Genomic DNA, 17,786 nt, shown 5'->3' on the forward strand with positions numbered 1-17,786 from the left:
GAATGATGAGTCTGAAGGCATTTTTAAACCATCTGCATTTTGACCCGGACAAGGCCAAACCCCCGGATTGGGAGGCGGATTGGGAGGATGCGCCGCTTCCATATAAGCTCTATCGCCGGATGCCGGCCATTCCGCTGTCCGCGGAGGTGCCGCTGACGCTCGAAAGCGGAAGGGAAGCGCCCGTGAAGCCGGATCTTCGGGTAATCGGCCATTTTCTCTGGTACGTATTCGGACTCGTGCAAATGAGCCAGTCCTTATTAGCCGCGGATACCGCTGAGGAAGCGCTGAGCATATCTCATCAAATGTACCGGCGCTCCGTTCCTTCCGGCGGAGGGTTATATCCGAGTGAATTGTATATGTATCTTAAGCTCGAGGATTTGCCTGCCGGTGTCTACCATTATGATGTGGCGCACCACCGTTTGATTTTGCTGCGTGAAGGAAATTTTGACTCCTATCTGGGCAAGACACTTGGAAACCGTTGCGACGTGCAAAATTGTTTCGGCGTCGCTTTTGTTTCGACCATGTTTTGGAAAAATTTTTTTAAATACAATAACTTTTCCTATCGCCTGCAGGGGCTTGATGCCGGCGTGCTGATCGGGCAGATGCTGGAAGTGGCGAAACGGTTTGGATTTGCGCCTTGTGTGTATTTCAAATTTCTTGACCGGGCCGTCAATCACCTGCTCGGGCTTGCCGATCAGGAGGAGAGCGTATATGCGGTTATACCGTTATCGGCAGATTCAACGGTCAATTGGTTTGCTAATGACGGTGACAGTGATATCTCATCGTCCGAATTGTGCCGTGAGCTGACAGCGGTTCGGCATGATCACTACATCCGATCGCGGATTGTTACGGAATATCCGATGGTGACCGAGATGAATGAAGCGTCTATGCTGGACTCCGTACAATTGTTTCGGCAGACCGCAAAGGAGAACGCCGTTTTTTGTGAGGAGGACGGTGCGATCGTGTTGCCCCGCGTGAACAGGCCGTCGTATGATTTGGCGTCGGTTTGCCGAAAGCGGCATTCACCGGAGGCAAATTATGTTTTGAACCAAGTCACCATATCGCATTTGGCCGCTCTGCTGCAGGAGGCGGCGGTTTCTTATTCTTATCAAAATGATTTGGATGGAGCACGAGAGAAACCCGTGCCTCGTGTCTTCCTGTATGGTTGTTTCTATGGCGTTGAAGGCATTCCGGATGGCGCTTATCGTTATGACGGCACTGCTCATGAGCTGCGGCAGTTGCGTCCCGGAGATCATAGATCATGGCTGCAGAATGGAATGTCTCTCGACAATATCAATTTGTTCCAAGTACCGCTCTGCTTCCATGTGTGCGGGGATAGGAACCATCTTCATTCGCAGCTTGGCTATCGAGGCTACCGCATTCAACAAATGGAGGCGGGAATGCTTGTACAACGTTTATTGTTGGCGGCGTCCGCCGTTCAGATGGGGGGACGCCCGCTCCTTGGATTTGATGTAAACTTGAGTGATGAAATTTACAAGATGACTCCCCAAGGGAAAACCAGCCTGATCCAAATTCCGGTTGGTACGTATCGTGCGTGTCCCCGTTTGGAGGGGAGTTTGGGCCGCTAATTGGGGCCGAAAGGGCAGATTGAATGTTTATCACATTTGATCTGCCCTTTCAGTTCTAGCGGGTTTTGTTTCTACCAACGGTAGTCAAGCCACGGATTGTAACCGGCAGGATAGAAGTCTTGAGCACGTTGATCATCATCATCCCAATGCTGGTACCAATCATAATGATAGTCAACAGAGTAGTGTGCCCACCCTTCCGGATGAGGATCGTGGTCAGGATCCCAAGGATGAAACATAGCAGGACTGACATCATGAATGTGCAGACCCATAGGGTTATACATAGTAGGACTGACATCATGAACGTGGGGATTCCAAGGATGTGTCATAGCTGGACTGACAGAATGAGTGTGTAGCCAAGGGTGATGCATATCAGGACTGGCATCCTGAACTCCCTGAACTCCCTGAAATCCCTGAACTCCCTGAACTCCCTGAAATCCCTGAAATCCCTGAACTCCCTGAACCCCTTGTTTCATAACAGCATCGTGTTCTTGAGTTTGATACATTGCAGGATCGATATCGTCTTGGTCGGAATCGTGGTGCCAAGTGTAATGGGATGCTTGAAAATAGTCATCACGAGGGCGAAGAGTGCTATTTGGTTGAAATTCATTATTTTGCGGCGTTGGATGAAACTTCGGCGAACCTGCCGGGTGTTGAAAATAAGGATGATTTTGCATGGTTTTCCTCCTTTTTAGCATACTCTACATTATGCTGGAATCAGAAAAAGGGCACTTGACCATATAAAATGGGCTTAGTTCAGACGATTAGAACCCGAGGTCCGAATTACAAACCGCAATTATTAGTCTAAAAAAACAGAGCACCATATTGACATTAAAAATTAGAATATGTTATATAAAAGGAAGAATTAGCACTCAAATGGTTGGAGTGCTAAATCCTCGACCATCTGAAAGGAGCTCCACTCATGACCAAAAAAGAGTTTAAAGCAGAATCGAAACGATTGCTGGAGATGATGATCAACTCCATTTATACGCAGAGAGAAATTTTTCTAAGAGAGCTCATTTCCAATGCCAGCGATGCTATTGACAAAATCTATTACAAAGCGTTGTCTGATGACCAATTGGTGTTCAACAAAGAAGATTATTACATCAAAGTGACAGCCGACAAAGAACGTAGAACATTGACGATCACCGATACGGGGATCGGCATGACGCAGGAGGAGCTTGAGAATAATCTTGGGACGATTGCCAAGAGCGGCTCGCTTGCATTCAAGAACGAAAATGAGGCGAAAGACGGACACAATATCATCGGTCAATTCGGTGTCGGCTTCTATTCCGCGTTTATGGTAGCGGATGAGATTACGGTTATCACGAAGCCTTTGGGCAGCGATGAGGCTTATAAATGGGAATCCAAGGGTGTAGACGGATATACGATTGAGCCTTGCGAGAAGGATTCGGTGGGTACCGAGATTATCCTGACCATCAAAGAGAACACCGAGGATGATTCCTATGATGAATATTTGGAAGAGTATCGCTTAAGAGCGATCATCAAGAAATATTCCGACTTCATTCGCTACCCGATCAAGATGGATGTGAAGGGACAGCGGCCGAAGGAAGACAGCGAAAATGAGTTCGAGGAGTATCAAGAAGAACAAACCGTCAACAGCATGGTTCCGATCTGGCGGAGAAATAAAAATGAGCTGACGCCTGAAGACTACGAAAATTTTTATTTTGAAAAACGTTACGGCTTCGATAAGCCCATTAAGCATGTCCATATCAGTGCCGATGGCGCCGTCGTTTACAATGCTATTCTATTTATTCCTGAAAACACGCCATTCGATTATTACACGAAGGAATATGAGAAGGGGCTGGAGCTTTATTCCAACGGCGTGCTGATCATGGACAAGTGCTCAGACCTGCTTCCCGACTATTTCAGCTTTGTGAAAGGGATGGTCGATTCAGAGGATTTGTCTCTTAATATTTCGAGAGAGCTGCTGCAGCATGACAGACAATTAAAGCTCATCGCGAAGAACATCAAGAACAAAATCAAGGGTCAGCTGCTGAGCGTTTTAAAGGATGAAAGAGAGAACTACGAAAAGTTCTACAAATCGTTCGGCAGACAGCTGAAATTCGGCGTATATAACGATTACGGAATAAATAAAGAAGATCTGCAGGATCTGCTGCTGTTCTACTCCTCCAAGGAGAAGAAGCTGGTCACGTTGGACGAGTATGTATCGAGAATGCCTGAAGATCAGAAGTACATCTATTATGCTTCCGGCGAATCGATCGAACGGATCGAGAAGCTCCCGCAAACCGAGCTGGTATCGGACAAGGGCTACGAGATTCTCTACTTTACCGACGATATCGATGAGTTCGCGATCAAGATGATCTCGAAATACAAAGAGAAAGAGTTCAAATCAGTATCGAGCGGCGATTTGGGGATTGAACCGGATGCGGGTGACAAGCAGTCTGATGCGGAAGAGAACGATAACAAGGATCTCTTTGAACATATGACTAGCCTGTTGTCGGGCAGAGTGAAAAACGTAAAAGCGTCCAAGCGCTTGAAATCCCATCCTGTCTGCCTGTCCACCGAGGGCGAAGTCACGATTGAGATGGAAAAAATATTGAAAGCCATGCCTAACGGACAAGACGTAAGAGCGGACAAGGTGCTTGAAATTAACGTCAACCATGAGGTATTCCAATCATTGAAAGCCGCCTATAGCAGCGATAAAGAGAAGCTGAATCTGTATACAAACCTGCTGTACAATCAAGCCCTTCTGATCGAAGGATTGACGATTAGCGATCCTGTGGAATTCACAAACGATATTTGCAAAGTTATGGTTTAGCACCGCTTAACAATCGTACCGATGTGCAACAAAAGGAACCCGTCACTGGCACAAACCAGGGCGGGTTTTCTTATTGTTTAGGCCTCCCTCGAAATGTGTTTCTTAAAAATCGGATGGTTTGACTCATCTTCATTTCATGAGAGCCCTTAACCAGTATTGTGGAGTTTGGTTTGGTAATATTCCTCAAATACTTATGCAATTTGCTTTGATTTAAAAAGTGTTTAGTTCGGGTCATTACCTACCGTTGTGACAATTCCAATATTAGGCTGAAGCAATTGACAACTTCTTCGGATTTGCCCTGCTCTAGTCATCCCGTACTCCATGACAAGCGCTTTATGCATGGCGTTTATTTTTTTATTTGCCGGACAATGTCGAGAGGCGCATTTTTATTATATTTCGTTTTAAAAACCTTGCATTGTTTTTGTAAGATGGATGCCATCATTTCTTTGGTCGTTGTTTTTCCCGCACTGCCTGTAATGGCAATGACCGGCCTCTTCACAACTTTGAACTGGATCAATTTCTAAGCCCCTAATCCAAATGATAACTATATTGTATGTGGCATATCCGGAAGTGATTAGACTGCTAATACCTGAAAATGGAGGCATATAATAGGAGTACAACAAAACGTATCGTTTGCCTATAAAAGCGCCGCGTGCACCGGATTTCAGACGAAAAGGATGGCTGCGAAATGAAATCGAAATCGATTATTTATATAAAATCAGCGAATCAGGTCGTAACCGTTAAAGGGGCAAGCCAGTTGCCGAAGCGGGGACGGGACTTATCTGAGCTGGGCATTATTGAGAACGGCAGCGTCATTTTAGTTGATGACCGTATTGCTTTTGCAGGTACGGATGACGAGGCAGTCAACTATTTGGATACGGTGACGGGAAACGTTACGACAATAAATGCGGCGGGCAAAGTGGTCACGCCCGGACTTGTGGATCCTCATACTCATCTCATATTCGCAGGCAGCCGGGAGAAAGAATTCGAGATGAGGCTGCAGGGCGTCAAATACATCGATATTTTAAAACAAGGCGGCGGAATTTTGAGCTCGACGAAGAGTACCCGGGAGGCCACCTTGGAACAGCTGGTTGAGCAATCCTGTGTGCGGCTGAACCGTTTACTCCAGCATGGAGTTACGACGGTAGAAGCTAAGAGCGGGTACGGCTTGACGGTTGAGGATGAATTGAAACAGCTGCGCGCCGCCCGCAGACTGAATGAGCTTCATCCCGTCGATCTGGTATCCACGTTTATGGGAGCGCATGCTGTTCCCGCTGAATACAAAGAAAATCCCGAAGCGTTCGTCAGTCTTATAACCGATGAAATGATTCCGCTCGTAGCGAGTGAAAATCTGGCTGAGTTCTGCGACGTATTTTGCGAAGAAGGGGTGTTCACAGTAAAGCAGTCCGAACGCATACTCGAAGCCGGCAAACGGTATGGATTAAAGCCGAAAATCCATGCGGATGAAATCGTTTATACCGGCGGCGCCGAGTTGGCGGTTAAGGTAGGCGCTGTTTCCGCGGAGCATCTGCTGCAGGCATCCGACGAAGGAATCCGCAAGCTTGCCGGCAGTCAAACGATTGCCGTTCTATTGCCGGCGACGGCCTTCTTCCTTATGGAGCAGCCTGCAAGGGCTCGAACGATGATTGAGGAAGGGGTAGCTGTAGCGCTCTCCACCGATTGCAACCCCGGCTCATCTCCTACCCAGTCGATGCCGTTTGTCATGAACGCTGCCTGCATAACTATGCGAATGACGCCAGCCGAGGTGCTTGCAGCAGCGACGATTAATGCGGCGCATGCGATTGGAAGAGCGGATCAAATCGGCAGCATCGAAGCCGGGAAGAAAGCGGATATCGTTTTGTTCAACGCCTCTAATTATCAAATGCTTCAATATAACTTCGCAGTCAATCTTGTTGATACCGTTATTAAAAACGGGAGAATAGCGGTTAAGGAAGGTGTTTTGCTTGGGAAAAAAACAGCTTCGGGTTAACACGGCCCGTTTGGAGCAGAGCATCCACGCTTTGGCCATGTTCGGCAGGAACGAACATGGCGGGCTCGACCGCACAACCTTCACGCCTGCGGAATTGGCAGCGCGGGATTGGCTGAAGGATCAGCTTGCCAGGATAGCTTTGGAGATCAGAGTTGATCAAGCGGCCAATATATGGGCCGTGCGGAAGGGAAACGAGCCAATTCTTCCTGCTATTGCTTTCGGATCCCATATCGATACTGTACCTAATGGCGGCAAATATGATGGCGCGTTGGGCGTTCTCATTGCGCTAGAAGTGATGAGAGTGCTGCAAGAGCATGAGATTATCACGAGACATCCACTGGAACTGGTCTCGTTTAGCGCGGAGGAGCCAAATCCCTTCGGGTTATCGACATTCGGCAGCAGGGCTGTTACGAAGAAGCTGAAAAGAACGGATATTATGGACGTGAAAAATCCGGCCGGACAGCTTTTGACAGATGCTTTGCGGAGTGCGGGTGGCGATCCGGACCGTTTTGAAGATGCCGCCCGCGGCCCGGAGGAATTGAGCGCATTTCTTGAAGTTCACATCGAGCAAGGGAAACGCTTATTAGAACGGAATATTCCCGTTGGCGTCGTAACCGCGATTACCGGCATTTACCGGGAAACCGTTATGGTATCCGGCGAGGCGAATCACGCAGGAACCACTTTGATGGAGGATCGGAAAGACGCATTGACCGCTTCTTGCGGGATCGTTCTTTCACTGGAAAAGGTATGCCGGAACCACCCGGCGAGTGAAGTTGTCGGTACGGTGGGGAGAATGGTTATAACGCCAAATGCCGCCAATATCATCCCTGAGAAGGCCTGGTTTATCGCTGAAATACGCGGGAAAAGCCGCAAGGAAATTCAAGAAGTAATCACAGCCTGGGAAAGCTGTATTTCGGTGATCGAGAAGGAGCGCGGCGCAATTGTGCAGCGCACGGTCATGCTGGATCAGCCTCCGGCGCCAATGGATGACGAAGTGATTCGAGTCAGTCAGGAGCAGGCGCATTTATTAGGCTATCCGTTTCAATTGCTTGGCAGCATGGCTGGCCACGATGCGGCTCATATGGCTTCTATCACAAGAAGCGGGATGCTGTTTGTGCCGAGTATTGACGGAAAAAGCCATTGTCCAGATGAAGAGAGCCGCATGGAAGACATTGAGAAGGCAGCCAACGTACTGCTTCATACCATTTTGGAACTGGATCAACGATTAGACCGCTAAGGAGTGAACCGAGATGCCGCAATTATATAAAGCCGATTATATTTACTTTAAAGAGAAGTTTCAGAACAATCTAGCGATGCTTGTCGAGAATGGTGTCATTAAGGAAATAGGAGAACGGCAAGCGATGGAAGCGAAGTATGCAGGAGCCGGGCAAACAGACTTGAGCGGCAAAGCCATCGTCCCAGGCACCGTTAACGCACATAACCACTCTTTTCAAAGTCTCTTGAGAGGAATCGCCGTTGACCGTCCTTTCCTGGAATGGCGCGACAACGCCCTTTACAAGTATACGCCTCTTCTGGATGAAGAAGCGATTTATACCGGCGCATTGTTTGCATTCGGCGAAATGCTGAAGTATGGCGTGACTACCGTCAGCGATTTTTTCTATGTCCACAACGGGGGAACGGCTACTGACGAAGCGGTTATTCAAGCGGCGCAGGATTTGGGAATCCGCTTGGTGCTGGCACGAACGATGTACGATTGGGACGGGGCTCCGCTGAGCTATCGAGAAACCGTAAAGGATGCGGTGCATCGGACCCGTAAACTGGCTATAAAGCATCAAGGGAATCCGATGGTAACGATTCATCCGGCCCCTCACAGTCCGCATGGCGCTTCCCCGGAGATGATTAAGGCGGGACACCGTTTAGCGCAGGAGCTCGATACCCCTTTCCATATCCATGTAGCGGAAGAGATGTTTGAGGTGGAAGAAACGCTTGAGAAATATAAGCTTAAGCCCGTTCATTATTTGAATGATCTAGGGGTAGTTGATGAAAGAATGATTGCGATTCATCTGGTCTGGCTCGAGGATTCGGAGATCCGGCTCTTAGGCGAGAAAAATGCTGCTTTGGCCTATTGTCCTTCAAGCAACATGTTTCTATCGGACGGGGTAACGCGGATACCGGATCTCGCGAAAGCTGGTGTTCGGATCACGCTAGGCTCAGACGGGGCTTGCAGCAATAACCGGATCAGCGTATTCGAAGAGATGAGAATGTGCTCACTTCTGCAAAAGGTAACCCGTCTGGACGGCACCTGCATTAACGCGAAGCAAGTGTTCGATATGGGGACAAAGGTTGGCGGAGAGCTTCTGCGTCTGCCCGTAGGCGTCCTGCAAGAAGGTTACCAGGCCGATTTCGTAACGCTTAATCTGGATGATCTTTCCTTGTCGCCAAAACGGGAGCTGTTCGCGAACATTGTATACGCCATGCAGCCGAACGCTATAAGCGATGTTGTGGTGAACGGGAAATTCATTGTTAACGACGGAGAGCTTGCAACGGTTTCGGAAAAGTCAATTGTAAACAAAGTAGACCGCTTGTTCGAGAAATGGCAAATGTTCGATGGAAGGTGGTAAAGGGGCGGCCAACGTGATACGTATTATTATTGTCGATGGCGGAAGTGCCGGAAGCTATGTTTTGCGGCGAATAACGGATTCAATGTCCACCTACGGTTAGCCATGGACATTGGATCCGTTTCGATTTCTGTTTTTAAAGCGTTCCGAACACGTCCTTGACTACTAGCAATGCATAATCATTGCTGTTCAATCAAGCTCACGAAAGAGCGAACCCCTGTTAGATGGGACGAACTGCATAAGTCATGTCAATTGCCGCTATTCTTAACTACCATGGTTAACAAGCCTCGGCAGTTCAACCGTTACGGTAGTCCCTTGAACGGGGCTGCTTTCCATCCGCATGGAAGCTTGTCTGCCAAATAAATGCTCCGCCCTTTTCCGGGTATGGGATAACCCGATATGCCGGAGCCCAGAGTTCTTCTTGTTCTCCCCCTTATCCCAAATGGTTGGAAGCTGATCAGCTTCGATCCCTATTCCGTCATCTTCAATTTGAATGGTAAGAACGCTTTTAGAAACGGATGCGGATATACGTATCGTCCCCTGAGCTTCTTTCGGGCAAATGCCGTGGAAAATTGCATTTTCGACAAAAGGCTGGATGAGGTTGCGGGGAACCAGGCAATCATAGGCCTCCTCCTGGATGTCCCATATTACCTCAAACATATCTATATACCGATATGACTGAATGGAGATATAATCCCGCAATAATCCGATCTCTTCACGGAGAGGGATAAGGGATTGGGCCCCGCCCATTTTGGTGGCATCCTGCAAAATCCGGATAAAAGAACCGACCATCCGGACAATATCATCATTTCCTTGCTTCTGTGCCATGTAAATGACGGCGTTCAACGTATTGTATACGAAGTGCGGATTCAGTTGGGAGAGGAGAAGCTCCAGCTCCAGCTCCCGTTTATCCTTCTCATGGCGGATCGATTCCTCCAAATGCACCTGAAGCTGATTGGTCATACGGTTAAAGCCCTGCCCCAGCTTCTCCAATTCATCGCCGGTTCTAATGTACACCGATGTATGCAGATTCCCGCTCGAGACGGCATTCATAGCATGGTATAAGCGCATGATCGGTCTCGTAATCCGGAAGATCGCCGGCATCATAAGCAGCAGGATCAAAATCGTACTGGTCAGTGAAAAAAAGCCGAGCAAATAAAGGACGATTTTGCCTCGTTCCATTAATGAAGCATTGGAAATAAAGGACACAAGCTCCCAGTTATTGATCTCGAACCGGTCGACCAGCATGTAACCTCCTTGGATTCTGAAGATGCCTTCCTCCTCCTTCACGGAAGCGGCTGAAAGGAGCGAAGGGGTGAGCGAGATGTCTGATGCCGGATTCTCTTTCTCATATAATAGATAGCCTGCGTCATTCCTCCAAAGAAATTCTTCGAAATCCGCGCTGCCAAAGTCAAGCAATTGTTCGAAGCTTTCGTAATCGAGGTTTAGGATCAGTTCGCCGATCGTACGCCCGGGCTGCTCAATATCCTTTACGGTTACGATAAAGCTGATCATCTTGCCTACATTGACAGAATTGCCGGTTATGATCATGTCATGCGGTTCGGTAAAGGCATGCTGCTGCCTTGACTGGACATGATTCTGATACCAATCCTCTTTCAGATGCTCGCTAAAGTACTGGTCATTCCTGGCTTCGCTCCAGAATACGCGGCCGTTAGGGAAAAGAAGGGCAAAGCTGGATACTTCCTTGCGCAAGCCTTTGTTTTCATCCAAATAATCCAATGTGTCTTGAAGCATCGCAAATTGTCCGAAGGTATCCAATTGGTCGTACGTTTTATAGAAGGACTGCAATTGACCGGAAATAATTAATGAAAATGAAAATTTGGCGATATCGTCCGACATATATTCAAGCTGTCTGACCGTTTGGCTGAGCTTTGTCTCATCCTCATGGATCATTTGCTTCACCAAGATGGTCTGATAATAATAATAGGTAAATGCCGCGGACAATAGGAAGCTTATACTGGCAACAATGACGATCCGCTGCAGGATGACCGAACGGAGGCTTTTCATGAGCTATAGCCTCCATGGCGGTATTGATGAGGAAGAATACCCGTCGTTTTTTTGAATACCTGGCTGAAATGCTGTGGCGAACGATAACCGACTCTTGCGCAAACCTCGGTCATTTTAGCGTCCTCTTGGCTCAAAATGAGCTTAGCCTGATTGATTCTGTGCTCCGTTAAGTAATCGAGAAACGTACGCGCGAGCTCACGCTTAAACAATTGATGGAGATAGGAGGCGCTTATTCCCGTTGAGCGGGAGACATCCTCGATGTTAATATCTTTATGATAGTGCTCTTGAATATAGCGCAGCGCTCTCAGCATTTTGCCTGATATCTGGTCTTGTTCATCATTGTTGGCGCAGAGTCTCTGAATAATTAAGATGAATCTATTCATTATTTGGTCAATGTGATAGATAGGCTCTCCTGCATCTTCATCAAGAGGGTTGATCTCCGGCAAACCTTTGGCGGCAAGACGCTTATTGATAAGCCCGGTCAGCGCATGCACGGTCTCGTACAGGCCCGGCAAATCCCATTGCGGATAGCATAAAGAATGAAATTGATCTTTGATAGCGCTCTCAATTGTTCCGGCATCCTTCTGATTCATAGCTTCAATCAGCTTTTCGAGGCGAATGCTCCGAGTTGCCATGCTTCCCGCTTTGTCAGGGGTCAGCAAGGGGAGCTCATCTGCGCAGAGCATCATATTCTTGCCGCAAAAGACGGCATGGCGCGCGGCAGCCTCGACTAAACGAAGGGAATTCGGAAGCGATGAGGAATCATGGCTTTGAAAAGCGAAATATAAGGAACAGCTCCGGCCGTATTGCCGCTTTATATGAGAATGAATGGTTAACGTAAGCTCTCGAAACGACTCCCGCATTAGCGCTGCGGATTTATTTTTTTGGGAGAACAAGGCGATGAATTGGTTTCGGTTAAGCGGGAATTCGCCGATAAGCTGCCAAGACGATTGATCCGCGTACAAATGAATCTCGCTTGACGCCCATTTGAGCGATTGAATGGTTTCAGTCCTTCCGCTTACAGAAGGTATGTCCGAGAACGGTGAATCTCCTTGAATAAGGAGCATGGCGAAGGGAGGCTTCGCTCCGCTCTCAAGGAATACGCTCGTTAGTTCCGTTCCCGTCAAGAGGTCCATAAGCTGCTCGGAACGCTGAACCCTTCTTTGTTTCTCGTCGGTTTCCCAGGCCTCCTTAGCCTTGTTCAGCTCATGGAGCAATTTATTCCGGTCAACCTCATGCTTAATCAGATAGCTGGAGACGTTTCCTATGGATATGGCCTGCCTGGCATATTCGAAATCCTCATAAGCGCTCATGACAATAAACTTAACGCCCAGCTTGCGCCCGGAAACCGCCCGGATCAATTCCAGGCCGTCCATCACAGGCATACGGATATCGACGATCATGATTTGCGGACGGATTTCCTCGCATAGGCGAAGTGCGCTTCTGCCATTCGTCGCGGTTGCCGCGATTTCGTAGCCATGCTCGTCCCAAGGCAGAAGACTTTTGACATGCTCCAGGGCGATTCGCTCGTCGTCTACCAATATGACCTTCATAGACCTTACCTCCACTAGTTTTGTATGTGTTATTGATTATAACGTACAGGGTGGCCTTCGAATCAATAGGGAGTGTAGGAATTCGACCAAAAGTGTAGGATTGCAATGTTTACGCTTACATTTATAGACGTGTATATTGAAAGCGTAAACAATAACGGTGGATAAAAGGAGAGATTATTCGATGCATACGCAAAATTGGACGAAACGAATCAGCCTATTGATCTCCATTATGATGCTAGTCGGCTTGCTTGCAGCCTGCGGAGGCGGCAATGCCGGAACTGGAGAGGGTTCCGGCAAGGAAGAGGGCGGCACAAAGAATGAAAATACTTCAGAAGGCGATAATGCCGGGACGGCAATCAAAGGGAACGAGGATTACAAGGGAGAGTTCGTTCTATGGACGTGGGAGCCAGAGCATCCTACGGCTTTGGCAGCATTCAATGAAAAATATCCGAACATAAAGTTAAAGCGGGTGAACGTTGCCAATGAGGATATTTCAAAAAAGCTGCAAACGACCATCGCATCAGGCGGCGAGCTGCCTGACGTCATACGGATCGAGCGCGGCCAAAAAGCTAAAATATTCGATATGGACATCCTCGAGAATCTCGAAGCGCCGCCGTATAACGCGGATAAAACGATCCTGTTCGATTATGATATCGCGGCCTTCTCCAAAGACGACCATATGATCGCGATTCCGGACGATATGAGCGTAGCGGGAATAGCCTACATCAAATCGCTTGCCAAGCAATATTTCGGAACCGATAATCCGGAGGAAATGGAAGCCATTTTCACAGACTGGGATGTGTTTATCGAAAAAGGGAAAGAGGCGCTTCAGCAAAGCGGCGGTAAAGTGAAAATGTTCCCAAGTCTCGGCGACGTTCAGCAAATACTTAAAGGCCAGATTTCAGAGCCGTATTTTGACGGGGATAAACTGAATGTGCCAATGCTGGAAAGCACGATAACCACTTTAGTCAAATTTCGCGACTCCGGCGTAATAGATAAGCTCGATCAATGGACGCCTGCCTGGAATGCTGCATTCGGCGGGGAGAAATATATATTCGCCATGTCACCTGTTTGGATGCCGCAATATGTAATCGGACCTAACGACAAGAAGGATGACCGTTGGGCGCTGATGGTGCCTCCAGGCGGCGGTTTCATTAGAGGCGGCTCCTCGCACGGTATCCCGAAAGGCGCCAAAAACGCCGAGCTTGCCTGGAAATGGATCGAATTTACATCCATGTCGCAGGAAGGCGCAGACGCGCAGAAAACGGATGGCGTGTTCACACATTTCAAAAAAGCATATGAAGATCAATCGTTTACCAACTGGACATGGCGGAACTTCGGCAGCCAGGATATCGGCGAAAAGTTCTTCGTCGACATCTCGGCAACAACGAAGGACATGCCGGAAAATATTAATGACCTCGTATTGGATGAAGTGATGAATATTGTGCTCCAGACGCTTGCTAAAGACGATTCGTTCGGTGTAGAGCAAGCGATGGAAAGGATTCAAAAGGAATTGAAAGCGAAATCGCCGAACATCGTTTGGGAGTGATGAGAGCGATGGATGCCGTAAAAAGAAGATGGGCGCCTTACTTTTTCCTTTCGCCGTACATGTTGTTTTATCTTGCTTTCGGCCTTATTCCAATGGTCTTTTCATTATATGTCAGCATGACGAGCTGGGATGGTATCGGGGACAAAGCCTTCGTCGGATTCGCGAACTACAAGTACCTGTTTAACCCCGATTCTTATTTTTTCAAATCGATCGGCAATACGCTGCTGTTTGTCGCATTTACGCTTCCGCTTCAAATGATATTTGGACTCATCATTGCCTCGCTGCTCTACAGCCGCTGGGTGAAGTGGAAAGGTTTTTTCCAATTGGTCAATTTTCTTCCTTATATCGTAACGCCGGTCGCGGTAGGATTGATGTTCAACCTGCTGTTCGACTGGCAGGCGGGATTTATCAATAAGGTTTTACTTCATCTGGGCTTGATCGACGAGGGTATCTATTGGCTGGGCGATCCGCTGTATGCACGTTTGGTCATCATCGTGATGTTGTTCTGGAAAGGCTTCGGCTATACGATGATCTTCTACCTGGCCGGCCTTGCCAACATACCGAAGGATTTGAATGAGGCCGCGCAAGTGGACGGTGCCTCAGGGTTCCGAACGTTCCTGTCGATCACGCTTCCGCTTCTAAAGCCGGTGACGGTCTTTATCGTCATTACAGGTATCATTGGAGGCTTTCAACTGCTGGAGGAGCCGATGCTGCTGCTTGGGGGATCCGGTATGGGATCAAGTACTTCAGTCATCGGGGGACCGGACAGATGCTGCTTAACCACCGTCTGGAATATGTATGATACCGCCTACGGCAGTACGACGCGTTATGGGCTAGGGGCTGCCATTGCGTACGGGCTATGTCTCATCATTGCGTTCTTCTCATTCATCGGCGCAAGGTTTTATAGGGGGGAACAGGAATGAGCCACACGTTTCGAACGACGATAGCAACGTCCGCGATTGCTCTTCTTTCCATATTCGCGTTGTTGCCCTTTTACATCATGACGATCATGGGAACCTATCAGAACGAGGACCTTTTTACGAAAATCGTTTTATTGCCGGGAACCTACTTGATTGAGAATTTCAAAACGGTGGCCGCCAGCCGATTCGATCTGGTTTACTGGAACAGCCTGATCGTCTCGCTGGCCAGCACGGTGCTATCGGTTTTTGTCAGTGCCTTTGCAGGATTTGCCTTTGCCAAGCACGAGTTTAAATATAAAAACAAGATTTTTGCCGCCGTATTGCTCACGATGATGATTCCCGGCCAGCTCGGACTGGTCGCTTATGTCATTGAGATGCGTTATCTCAGCATGTCGGGCACCTTGCTTCCGCTCATTCTGCCTTGGGTGGCGAATGCGTTCGGCGTATATTGGATGACGCAGTTTATTAAAAGCGCGGTTCCGACAGAGGTGCTGGAAAGCGCGCGGATTGACGGCTGCTCAGACATCGGCGTATTTTTCCGGATAGTGGTTGCCTTTATTTATCCGGCGATTACGACTCTTTCGCTTCTGGTGTTCCTATGGTCATGGAACAATTACCTGCTCCCGCTGATTATAGTCAATGAACCCGAGCTGTACACCATACCGCTCGGAATAACGGCGCTCGGAGACGCTTACCGCACCGACTTGGCAGCTCAAATATTAGGATTGACGCTAGGAACGATTCCAGTGCTTATCCTGTTTGCAATCGGCTCCAAAAGCTTCATCCGCGGCTTGACGGCAGGATCAGTCAAGGGGTAAGTACAAATAGAGAGTAAACTAAAATGCAGCACTTTCCTTGATAGAGGGAGGTGCTGCTTTTTCAAAATAAAAGAAAGTATAAATTTGAACCTTATACGATGCTTATATTTCACCGCGAAACGAGCTTTTGCCGCCAAAGTCGGCACAGAACCGAGCTGTTCATTCATACAGCTAGCGGTTCGTGCGTAGCGACAGCCGTTTACGCTTGTTCAAAAGGATATTCAAATGGCAGCACGAAAGATATAGTTGAGATGGGGTTTGGATCATATTTCAGATTAACTTACCTATTAAAGGAGGGATCTCGTGTATAAGCTGCTTGTCGTGGACGACGAAAAATGGGTTCGGCAAGGTCTTTCTTTAACGATCGATTGGATGGCGGAAGGGATTGAGCTTATAGGGGAAGCGGAGGATGGAGAAGAAGCGCTTCAACGGATCCAGACGGATTCTCCTGACATTATTATTACGGATATTAAAATGCCCAGAATGGACGGGTTGGATTTAATTGAAGCATTAAGGCATCAGCAAAAAAAAGCCTACGTGATTATTATTAGCGGCTACAATGATTTTGAATACGCCCAGAAAGCATTGAAATACGGCGCATACGATTATGTTTTGAAACCAATCGAGGAAACGGTGCTGCTCGAAGTTGTGCGGAGGTGTGTCAATGATCTGGAACAAGACAACAAACGTCACCGTCAACTGAAGGAAATGTCAGGGAGGATTCGCGAAAGCTTGCCTCTCGCCCGTCAGCATTTTTTGGAAATGCTGCTGCTCGGCCGTATCGTCGATCCTTTAGGCGATCTTGAAGCAAGGTGGCAGGCCTTAAATATGACCTTAGATCCGAATTGCCTAACTGTTCTTGTGGTAAAGATCCATCATTGGGGGACAAGGGCAACGCGGGAAAAGGACCGTTCGCTGATTCGGCTTGCCCTTGGCAATATTGCCGAGGAAATTATGATGAGCTGGGGACAAGCTGCTGCCTGTCCGCTCGACAATAACGCGGATACGGAGCTGGCTGTGTTGTTCTCACGCGGAAACTTTGCGTCCGGCAAAAAAAATGATACGGTCGATGCCTTCTCAAATGGAATGATAGCGTTGGTTGATGCGGCGCAGCGGTATTTAGGCATAACCATAAGCATCGGAATCAGCAGGGAAGGGAATTTGGTGAAGGTGGCACAATGCTTTGAGGAAGCGCTAAATGCTTGTTCTTTATCCTTCTATGACGGTTTTGGGAAAGTATATGATGCGGCAAGGCTTCCTATGAGAGAAAAGAAGCTTCAAGCTTATATCGGTCCTGACGGTTCGTGGGAAACAAGACTAATTCAAGCCATGAAGCAAGCGGATAACAGTGCGGTCAATGAACCGGTCGAGCAGCTGATCGAGCATTTGCAAGCTGCTCGCGATCAAAGCTCACCGCTGGACGTTTCCCGCGGTTTAAGGGTGCTGCTTCAGAGCGTAGCAAAAAGGTGGGAGGCAGCGCATCCGTTTATGAAAGCGCCGGGTATTGACGTTTTCAATGAAACCATTTTAAACCGGGACTTCACTTTAACGGAGCTTAGAGAACAATTACCGGACGCCCTCCTGCAGTGCGCTTACGAATCACGGGGGACGGGCAATCACAAAAGAATCGTCGAGCTAGGCATGCATTTTTCCCATCAACATTATATGGAAGGCATTACGATGAACGATGTGGCCGAACATCTCTACCTTAACCCGTCTTATTTCAGTAAAGTGTTTCACGGGGAGGTCGGGGAAACGTACAGTAAATATCTCACCCGATTGCGCATGAACAAGGCGAAGCATCTGCTGAAGACATCCACGCTCAAAGTCTATGAAATCGCCGAAAAAGTCGGGTATGCCGATTTCCGTCATTTTTCCAAAACTTTCAAAGAACTCGAAGGAATGACACCCGGGAAGTACCGCGATCTTGGAATATAGTTCATCCATCCTATCGACCCTA

At 48.1% G+C, this 17,786-nt stretch carries 13 protein-coding genes; 9 read left to right on the forward strand and 4 right to left on the reverse strand.

Translation table 11 applies throughout. The annotated features are described in order from the left end of the window. The first annotated feature begins 5 nt into the window (after window positions 1-5). Complete coding sequence (locus tag DFP97_RS24235; protein ID WP_114383181.1) at window positions 6-1,589, forward strand: SagB family peptide dehydrogenase; 1,584 nt, start codon at window positions 6-8, stop codon at window positions 1,587-1,589. 71 nt (window positions 1,590-1,660) lie between these two features. Here DFP97_RS24235 and DFP97_RS24240 read toward each other — a convergent pair whose 3' ends face one another. Continuing rightward, window positions 1,661-2,263: a hypothetical protein gene (locus DFP97_RS24240; RefSeq protein ID WP_114383183.1), complete on the reverse strand. Its 603-nt coding sequence runs from the start codon at window positions 2,261-2,263 to the stop codon at window positions 1,661-1,663. A 245-nt stretch (window positions 2,264-2,508) separates the two neighbouring features. Between DFP97_RS24240 and htpG the strand changes: the two genes are divergently transcribed. Next, entirely contained in the window at window positions 2,509-4,389 is a 1,881-nt protein-coding gene (gene htpG / locus DFP97_RS24245; RefSeq protein ID WP_114383185.1) for a molecular chaperone HtpG, read from the forward strand. A 346-nt stretch (window positions 4,390-4,735) separates the two neighbouring features. On the opposite strand, the gene DFP97_RS31985 is transcribed toward htpG, so the two are convergent. Beyond that, window positions 4,736-4,906, reverse strand: coding sequence for a Mur ligase family protein (locus tag DFP97_RS31985; RefSeq protein ID WP_114383189.1), 171 nt, complete (start codon window positions 4,904-4,906; stop codon window positions 4,736-4,738). Between the two features lie 171 nt (window positions 4,907-5,077). On the opposite strand from DFP97_RS31985, the gene hutI reads away from it, so the two are divergent. From hutI to DFP97_RS24270, 3 genes are read left to right on the forward strand one after another with little or no spacing between them, the layout of a single operon-like run. Beyond that, a complete protein-coding gene (hutI, locus tag DFP97_RS24260) occupies window positions 5,078-6,379 on the forward strand; it encodes an imidazolonepropionase (RefSeq protein ID WP_114383191.1) in 1,302 nt (433 codons plus the stop codon). Next, window positions 6,354-7,616, forward strand: a complete 1,263-nt coding sequence (locus DFP97_RS24265; protein ID WP_114383193.1) for a Zn-dependent hydrolase — start codon at window positions 6,354-6,356, stop codon at window positions 7,614-7,616. The genes hutI and DFP97_RS24265 overlap by 26 nt, the downstream gene beginning before the upstream one ends. Window positions 7,617-7,629: 13 nt before the next feature. Then, a complete protein-coding gene (locus tag DFP97_RS24270) occupies window positions 7,630-8,961 on the forward strand; it encodes an amidohydrolase family protein (protein ID WP_114383195.1) in 1,332 nt (443 codons plus the stop codon). Window positions 8,962-9,222: 261 nt separating this feature from the next. Here DFP97_RS24270 and DFP97_RS24275 read toward each other — a convergent pair whose 3' ends face one another. Beyond that, a complete protein-coding gene (locus tag DFP97_RS24275; RefSeq protein ID WP_114383196.1) occupies window positions 9,223-10,986 on the reverse strand; it encodes a sensor histidine kinase in 1,764 nt (587 codons plus the stop codon). Beyond that, on the reverse strand, window positions 10,983-12,539 hold the full coding sequence (locus DFP97_RS24280) for a helix-turn-helix domain-containing protein (protein WP_114383198.1): 1,557 nt from the start codon (window positions 12,537-12,539) through the stop codon (window positions 10,983-10,985). Before DFP97_RS24280 ends, DFP97_RS24275 begins: the two co-directional genes overlap by 4 nt. 181 nt (window positions 12,540-12,720) lie before the next feature. Between DFP97_RS24280 and DFP97_RS24285 the strand changes: the two genes are divergently transcribed. From DFP97_RS24285 to DFP97_RS24300, 4 genes are all read left to right on the forward strand, one after another. After that, window positions 12,721-14,088 carry an ABC transporter substrate-binding protein gene (locus DFP97_RS24285; RefSeq protein ID WP_114383200.1) on the forward strand — a complete coding sequence of 456 codons (1,368 nt, stop codon included), beginning with the start codon at window positions 12,721-12,723 and terminating at the stop codon, window positions 14,086-14,088. An 8-nt stretch (window positions 14,089-14,096) separates the two neighbouring features. Then, a complete protein-coding gene (locus tag DFP97_RS24290) occupies window positions 14,097-15,011 on the forward strand; it encodes a carbohydrate ABC transporter permease (protein ID WP_114383202.1) in 915 nt (304 codons plus the stop codon). Next, window positions 15,008-15,826, forward strand: coding sequence for a carbohydrate ABC transporter permease (locus tag DFP97_RS24295; RefSeq protein ID WP_114383204.1), 819 nt, complete (start codon window positions 15,008-15,010; stop codon window positions 15,824-15,826). Before DFP97_RS24290 ends, DFP97_RS24295 begins: the two co-directional genes overlap by 4 nt. Before the next feature lie 303 nt (window positions 15,827-16,129). After that, a complete protein-coding gene (locus DFP97_RS24300; RefSeq protein ID WP_114383205.1) occupies window positions 16,130-17,764 on the forward strand; it encodes a response regulator transcription factor in 1,635 nt (544 codons plus the stop codon). Window positions 17,765-17,786 lie beyond the last annotated feature (22 nt).

Source organism: Paenibacillus prosopidis, from assembly GCF_003337375.1.
Taxonomy (GTDB): domain Bacteria; phylum Bacillota; class Bacilli; order Paenibacillales; family Paenibacillaceae; genus Pristimantibacillus; species Pristimantibacillus prosopidis.